We start from the raw sequence: 6,305 nt of genomic DNA, 5'->3' as shown, positions 1-6,305 counted from the left end.
GGCAGCATCATGCTCGCCGGGCTTTTTCGTGTCTGGTCCCCGGCCGGGCTATTCAAATCCTATTCAAATGGTATTCAAAACGTAGGAGCAGGATTGGTGCTAGGACGTAGGCGCGGCGCTTTACACCTCCTACGCCACTTTCCGCTCCCGCAGATAGGTGAGGAAGTCGGCGCCTTGTTGCACGTCCCAGAAGGTGGTGATCAGGCCGCGTTGGTCCTTGGCGTCGGGGTCGATGACCGTGACCACGGCCGGGCTGATGTGCTGGTCGCGGAATCCCTTTTCGCGGGCGTACCGATCGTAGACCTTGTAGCTCGCCACCTGGATGCAGTGGGAGAGCACGCCGTTGGCCGGGTCCTTGACGATGCCGTAGCCGCTGACGTGCTTGTGTCCGTTGATGAGTATGTGGTCGTGGAAGCCCATCTGTGCGGCCTTCATGCTGCCGTGCGCCGGGTTCCACTGTGAGTGCCCGCTGAAATCGTGGTGGGCGTTGATGCGCACGCGCTGGCCGTTGGGGAACATCAGTTCGAGGCGGGTCTCGCTCGACTGGTAGACGCCGGGCTCCTGGCGCAAGATCCATTGCAGCGGGTCACCGGCACCGGACCACGCGTCGTGGTTGCCGCCGATCAGGTAGAGCCATTCCTCGCGCAGTCCGGTGATGAACCACTCGGCCAGCATCCACGCCTCGGCCTCGGTTGTGCCCTGCTCGCCGTAGAGCCGCGCCAGCCGGCCTATCCAGTTGTTGGTGGTGTCGCCGATGTTGCCGGCGAAAAGGCCCTCGGTCTCGCGCACGATCTGGCTGTCCCGCTCCAGCGCCTCGAGGTCGGTGCCGTCGTCGTCGACGTGCGGATCGCCGAAGTGGCAAATGCCAATCGGGCCGGGCAGGTTGATGCGCACTGGAATCAGGGCGCGTTGCTCCTCGTGCCGCCGCTTGCGGGCGAATCGCTTTTTGCGGATCGCGAGCAGGTCCTCGATCGGCGTGTGTTCGGAGTCGGGCTTCTCTACCTCGAAGGGCGCCGGGGGCGTTTCGCCGTTCGGCTCGATGCCGTAGAGCTCGGCCGCGCGGCGCAGTCGATTGTTGAAGGTGCCGGTTGGCAGGTCGAGCCGGCGGGCGGCCTCGGCCCGGGCGCTCGGCACCCCGGTCACCTTGAACCCGTCACGGAGACAGGCCTCGTATGTGTCGACCACCTCCTGGGCGGCATCTCGAGTCAGCGGCGGAGTGGGCATTGGTTGCCTCCTGCAGTTACATCATTTACCGATCTTCTCGGCGATGGCCGTCAGTAACCCCTTGGGCTGCTGGCCGGCTGCGACTTGCTTGTCCTGTGAGCGCTTCGAGACGTTAATGCCCAGCACGGCCAACGCCACGCCGAACATGGGCGTCACCGCGGACACGATCTGCGCGACCGTGCCGGCGTGCTTCGGCTCGAAGGCGATGCTCCACGCGATAGCGGTCACCAGCGTTGCCCATGACAAGGCGGTGAGATACCCGAACGTCGGGCGCCAGCGGCGGACGTAGGGGTCATCGCTGCCGGCCTCGGCGCGCATGGTCTGGTTCACTTCGGCCAGCCGCGTGGTCTCGGCCTGCAGGTGCATGCGCGTGAGTTCCTCGCGGTGGTCGATCTCCATCTGCTTGATGCGTTCGAGTGCCTGCGGGTCGGCCTCGATGGCCCGGGCTACGGCGGTGGGGTCGTTGTCTACGCCGAGCACGGAGGCGACCAGCCCGCCGATTGCAGCACCGGGCGCGCCACCGAGGGCCGTGCCGACCAACGGGGCCGCCTTGCCGACCATCTTCCCAACGTCTGACCAGTTCATAAGCGATACCCCTTTCAGTCGATCTGCTTTTTTTGGCGCGCCACCCACCAGGCGTGCGCATCTAAGTTGGGACAGGTCTTGCCGCGGTCGTCGAGATCCCGGTGGCCGACGACCCGCGCGTCCGGGTACACCGATCCCCAGGCAAGCAGCAGGGACTCGAGGGCGTCGAACTGCTCGGGGGTGAAAGCGTCCGTGCCGATCAGGCAGACGCCAAGCGCTTCGTGGTTGTGCTTGCGCACGTGGGCGCCTTGCCAGTACGGCGGGCGGCCCATCTCGACGCCACCGTCGCGACGGATCACGGCGTGGTACCCGATGCCGGACCAGCCGCGCTCTAGGTGCCAACGGTGGATGTCGGCGGCGGAGTCGTCGCGGCCGTTGGGGCTGTCGCTGCAATGAACGACGAGGTATCGGATGTCCATCAGTCTTTTCTCCGGTGGCTATGCGGGGCGCGGATGAACGACAGCGGGTCGGAGGCGAACTTCTCGGACAGCTTCATGAGGCCCGGAATGACGTTCATGGCCGTGAGTCCGAAGACAAAGGCAATCGCGTTCTCGGTCGGCTGCGATACCCCGAGCCACTGACCGGCCGCCGGGGACAGGTACCCGGCGGTGAGTGCGCCGGTGAGCACCGCGAGTACGCGGCCGAACATGCTCAAGTCGTCGATGAATCGCAGACTGATGACCGCGCCAGCCATGCCGGCGATCACCGCGGCGAACTTGACTCCGAGAAAACCGGCGACGGTGGATGCTGGCTCTGTCATAAGCGCCCCAGATCGGGTGTTGCGTTGTCGGGGGACGCGGCGGGCATTACACATAAAAAAACCCATAGCGTCTGGCTATGGGTGTTGAGTCTCGCAAGTGATTGGCGCGGTACGTGCACCATTCGGCGCTAGGTTGCGATCAGGTATTGCGCCGTCAGGGCCGCGCCAAAGATCGCGCCCACGACGTATTCGGCCAAGCTGGTGCCGTAGAACTCGCGCCCCCACGATCGCGGCACCTGATAGCCGAGCCAGTAGGCCGGGGCGAACAGGGCGACGGCGATCACGCCCGGCACCAGCGCCCACCAGGAGACGAACGCGCTTGGGATAACCAGCACCATCGGCAGGTAGTGCAGGCCTCGAAGCGCCATGCCGGTGAAATCACGCTTGAAGCGCCACCCCGGCGAACGCCCGGCCCGTTCCTCGCCGAACAGGTAGGCAAGCGACGTGTCGATCCAACCCACTTCCGGGTCGTCTTTCCACCCGTCCGCCTTGCGCCCGAGGTCGAAGTAGCTGCCCCACCCCTGCACGCTGCCGGCCAGGTAGAGTACGAACAGGTAGAAAGCCGGAAGCGCGCCGACGAACGGCCACGCGATAAGCCCCACGGCGGGCGCTGCGAGCCACAGGCTTCGCCCTGGGCTCGGCAGCACCGGAAATCCCCCGCCTCGATAGCGGTGGATAAGCGCGCCGATAACGGCGGCTGCGGTGAGGTAGAGGGCTGATTCAATCACGCCGTTGCCTCCTGAATCATTTGTTTGGCCTCGGCCACCGTCAGGCCCAGCCGGAAAAGCGTGGCGTGGGGGTCTTCGCGCCATTCCTCCTGGTAGCGTTCTACCACCGCGCCGCTTTCGTCCGTGTCCTCGCGCACTCGGTGCGTGCTGTCAGTTACGCCGGTTTCGGTGTCCGCCAGCGCGGCGGTGATGTGCCAGTTATGGCGGTGGTCGATCATCATTTGCAGCCGTCCTGCTGTCTGTTCAGGGTCTACGGCGAACGCATTGTCCACGTCCTGCCGGGTGTTGAATCTATTGGGAAATCCGCGCATTACAGAAGCTCCATGTCGGCTTTCAGGGAATCCAGCCCAAGGGACTGGCGGAGGTTGAAACTGTTGCACCATCGCAACCAGCCTTCGGTGCTGGCGATCGACGAGACAACCTGGTCCGAGGTCATGCGCCCGGTCACCCAGCGGTGGGGCAGCCGGACCACGCGCCGCTTGACTCGACGCACCGTGGACTTGCGCGCCAGCACCTTGTGGCGCCAGTGCCGGTAGCCGAGGAAGTCGAGCCCTTGGCTAATCGGAAACACAGCCCAGTGCGAGAAGCGCAGCGCCAGGCGCTCGGCAAGGAACCGCTCGACGCGATCCTTGATGGCGTGGAGTTCGGCCTTGTCGTCGCTGAAGATCACGAAGTCGTCGCAGTAGCGCGTGTAGGCCCGGCAGCGCAGCTCCTGCTTGACGAAGGTGTCCAGCTCGTTCATGTAGAGATTGCCGAACCACTGGCTGGTGTAATTACCAATCGGCGTGTTCTTGCCGCCGGGGAATGATCGGATAATGTTTTCGAGCAGCGCAAGCGTCGGCCGGCATTTGATTTTCTGCCGGAGAATGGACAAGAGAATTTCGTGGTCTATCGACGGGTAGAACTTGGCGATGTCCGCCTTGAAAACGTATTTATGGCCCCGGACGAAACGCATGACGCGCTCACTGCCCCGGTGCATTCCCTTTCCTTTCCGGCAGGCGTATGAGTCGTGAATGAAAAGCGCGTCCCATATCGGTTCCAGCACCTGGATGATGGCGTGCTGCACGATGCGATCCGGGTAGAACGGCAGGATGTAGATCGTCCGGCGCTTTGGTTCGTGGATCAGGCGCGTCTTGTACCGCGACGTGTCGAACGACCCCGTGCACAGGGCGCGCTGGATGCGCAACAGGTTGCCCGGCACGTCCCGCTCGAATGCCTGCACCGCCCGCTGCCACCGCTTGCCGCGCCGCGCCGCCTTGTAGGCCGCCAGCAGGTTGTCGGGGTGCGTGATCTTGTCGGATAGATTGCCGTGTCGTTTCATAGTGTGGGTCCCGCCGTGGACGTCCGATTGCTCTACTAGCCCAAAGCGGGCGGTCGCTGTGTGTTTCGCTGTCCACCCGTCAGGGCTTCGCAACGAGGTCCGAGAACCAGCCAGCGGACCGTGTGGCCCCGCGACTATGGGTAACGGTTCATCCGCTGTATCCGTGACGCCGTGCGCCGAATTGTTGGAATTCAGATTCAGAGGCGAATTATTCCAATTCGAACTGCGTGACCCGCATTTCGAGCCATTCGTCCAATTGCCACCGAAGATCGGCCAACACGACTAGAGTTCTCGTACCTTTTCCTTAGCCCCGATGTGAATCAGGGCTACGAAAACTGCTTAAATCCTCCGATTTTTTGCTGGCTCCGCGACGCCGCGCGCCGAATGGGAGGAACTCAGCGCCAGCGGCGAAGCATTCCAACCCGAACCGCGCGACCCGCACGCCGAGCCACCCGCCCAACTGCCACCGAAGACCGGCCGGTTGGGGGCTTCGTAGTGCTGACCTCGGCCGACGCCGTTAATAGCGTCGTAGGAACCGGCGGTGGCCGTCGTGTCCGCAACCGCGTAAGCCGAACCGACGTCGTTTGTCGCGCCGCCTTCCGCGCCCCACTGCCACACCACACCAGTGCAGTCCTCGCAGCCGATGTTGGAAACAATGCGGCGCCCGGCGGTGTCGGAGTGGCCGCCGGTGGTGACGGGATCAGCGCTGCCCGCGATGTTGGTTTCCTGTGGGGAGCCAAGCGCCATTTTCTGGAACTGTGGCTGGAACGGCAGGTTCTTGCCGTCCGGCAGAAGCTCGGCGAAGTTGTACCAATGGAAGGCGGGCGAGCTTCCGCCGTCCGCGATGGTCGCGTTGTAGACGCTCTCCATCGTCGCGCCGTTCCATGAAGCGAGATAGATGTCCACCCAGCGGGCGGTACTCGGGTCGTAGACCATGCCCTCCGGCTCGGACTCGGGCCGATGGAACTGGTCCCAGACGCTTCGCGGCAACACGTCGCCTGCCAAAAAGCCGGAAAGCGGGTGGCCAGTGATGGTGCCCACATCGGCGCACAGGCAGTGAAAACCGGCAATCTTGCGCGTGTTGTCTGCCGTGGGGGTCGCCCCGCTGGGGATGCTGCTCGGCATGGTGCTGTTGGCCGAGAGAATAAGGTCCGGCTCGCTGCCACTGGCGGGCTGGCAGTAGTAGAGGTAGAAGTCACTGCCCGCCCGGTTGGCCGGAGTCGCCAGGGTGCCGTCGTCCCAATTTGCTGCTACGTCAACGTCGAGCGCCGTCTGCGTGGTCAGCACGTAGGCCGTGGTGCCGATGCGCAGTTGCACTTCCTCGGGCGTCTGGATGGTTGTCTGCCCCGTCGCCTCATGCAGTCCGCCGGCGTCGTAGTGGCGCGCGACAAAGGCCAGCCGCTCGATGGCCGCCTGCACGGTTGGCGTGTCGGCCAGGCCGTCGGTGGCCGAGGAATGCGAGACAACGTCCGCCGCGCTGAACGCGCCCTCCCACGACGTGCCGTTGTAGACGCGGATTTGCTTGTCGACGGTGTTCCAGTAGGCATCGCCCTGTTCGACCGGATCGCCGTTGGGGTCGACGGTCGGGTCGGACGACAGCGCGCCAAACCATCGGCCGCGCAGTTCTTCCAAGTAGGCAAGCGCGGCCGTCTCGCTGTTGGCGGCGTTCTGCGCGCTGTTGGCCGAG

General features: G+C 64.4%; 8 protein-coding genes. All 8 read right to left on the bottom strand.

The window, feature by feature from the left end; genetic code table 11:
* Positions 1 to 129 precede the first annotated feature (129 nt).
* Complete coding sequence (locus tag ABGV18_RS11310; RefSeq protein WP_396586123.1) at positions 130 to 1,224, bottom strand: hypothetical protein; 1,095 nt, start codon at positions 1,222 to 1,224, stop codon at positions 130 to 132.
* A 21-nt stretch (positions 1,225 to 1,245) separates the two neighbouring features.
* Complete coding sequence (locus ABGV18_RS11305) at positions 1,246 to 1,809, bottom strand: 3TM-type holin (protein WP_396586122.1); 564 nt, start codon at positions 1,807 to 1,809, stop codon at positions 1,246 to 1,248.
* 14 nt (positions 1,810 to 1,823) lie between these two features.
* Positions 1,824 to 2,228 (bottom strand): N-acetylmuramoyl-L-alanine amidase, encoded by a 405-nt coding sequence (locus ABGV18_RS11300; protein ID WP_396586121.1) that lies wholly within the window; start codon positions 2,226 to 2,228, stop codon positions 1,824 to 1,826.
* Positions 2,228 to 2,569, bottom strand: a complete 342-nt coding sequence (locus ABGV18_RS11295; protein WP_396586120.1) for a peptidase M48, Ste24p — start codon at positions 2,567 to 2,569, stop codon at positions 2,228 to 2,230. The genes ABGV18_RS11300 and ABGV18_RS11295 overlap by 1 nt, the downstream gene beginning before the upstream one ends.
* A gap of 128 nt (positions 2,570 to 2,697) precedes the next feature.
* Entirely contained in the window at positions 2,698 to 3,297 is a 600-nt protein-coding gene (locus ABGV18_RS11290) for a hypothetical protein (protein WP_396586119.1), read from the bottom strand.
* The gene (locus tag ABGV18_RS11285) at positions 3,294 to 3,608 is read right to left on the bottom strand and encodes a hypothetical protein (protein ID WP_396586118.1); all 315 of its coding nucleotides are present in this window, start codon (positions 3,606 to 3,608) and stop codon (positions 3,294 to 3,296) included. Before ABGV18_RS11285 ends, ABGV18_RS11290 begins: the two co-directional genes overlap by 4 nt.
* Positions 3,608 to 4,618, bottom strand: a complete 1,011-nt coding sequence (locus ABGV18_RS11280) for a reverse transcriptase domain-containing protein (protein WP_396586117.1) — start codon at positions 4,616 to 4,618, stop codon at positions 3,608 to 3,610. The genes ABGV18_RS11285 and ABGV18_RS11280 overlap by 1 nt, the downstream gene beginning before the upstream one ends.
* 339 nt (positions 4,619 to 4,957) lie before the next feature.
* Positions 4,958 to 6,305 (bottom strand): phage major tropism determinant (locus ABGV18_RS11275; protein ID WP_396586116.1); only part of this gene is annotated, 1,348 nt, incomplete at its 5' end.

It is taken from the genome of Guyparkeria halopsychrophila (genome assembly GCF_044582135.1).
GTDB lineage: Bacteria > Pseudomonadota > Gammaproteobacteria > Halothiobacillales > Halothiobacillaceae > Guyparkeria.
This window is presented reverse-complemented; position numbering and strand designations above follow the sequence as displayed.